Source organism: Bacillus sp. SIMBA_005, from assembly GCF_046535585.1.
Taxonomy (GTDB): domain Bacteria; phylum Bacillota; class Bacilli; order Bacillales; family Bacillaceae; genus Bacillus; species Bacillus pumilus.
In genome coordinates this window covers 1-267 of the sequence record NZ_JAWRWI010000512.1, presented here as the reverse complement: position 1 = coordinate 267, position 267 = coordinate 1, and the positions used below count along the sequence as shown (strand labels likewise).

The 267-nt window shown below is 47.6% G+C and carries 1 protein-coding gene; it reads right to left on the bottom strand.

Annotated features, from left to right (window positions below; translation table 11 throughout):
* Positions 1–267: fimbria/pilus outer membrane usher protein (locus tag SB660_RS21115; protein ID WP_410584340.1), on the bottom strand; the 267-nt coding region annotated here is incomplete at both ends.

Sequence of the window (267 nt, the reverse complement as noted above, 5' to 3'; positions counted from 1 at the left end):
CCCACTGTGACGGGTGCCATCTGCAAGTGTCGTATTGGCCTGCGTGATATCGAAAGAAAAGGCACCAAAAAGTCCTAAATCTTTCCCAATACCAAGGTTGAAGGCCTGATAATCTTCTGCAATTTGCATTCCGCCATAAGGTGTCCAGTTTCCTTCCAGACCATGCATCAAGCTACCTTGTATGAACTTGGGAGAGCTTTGCAGGTTATTTCCACTACGATATTCCCCCATGGCAAGCGCATAACGCGTATATCCAGCACGTTGGAG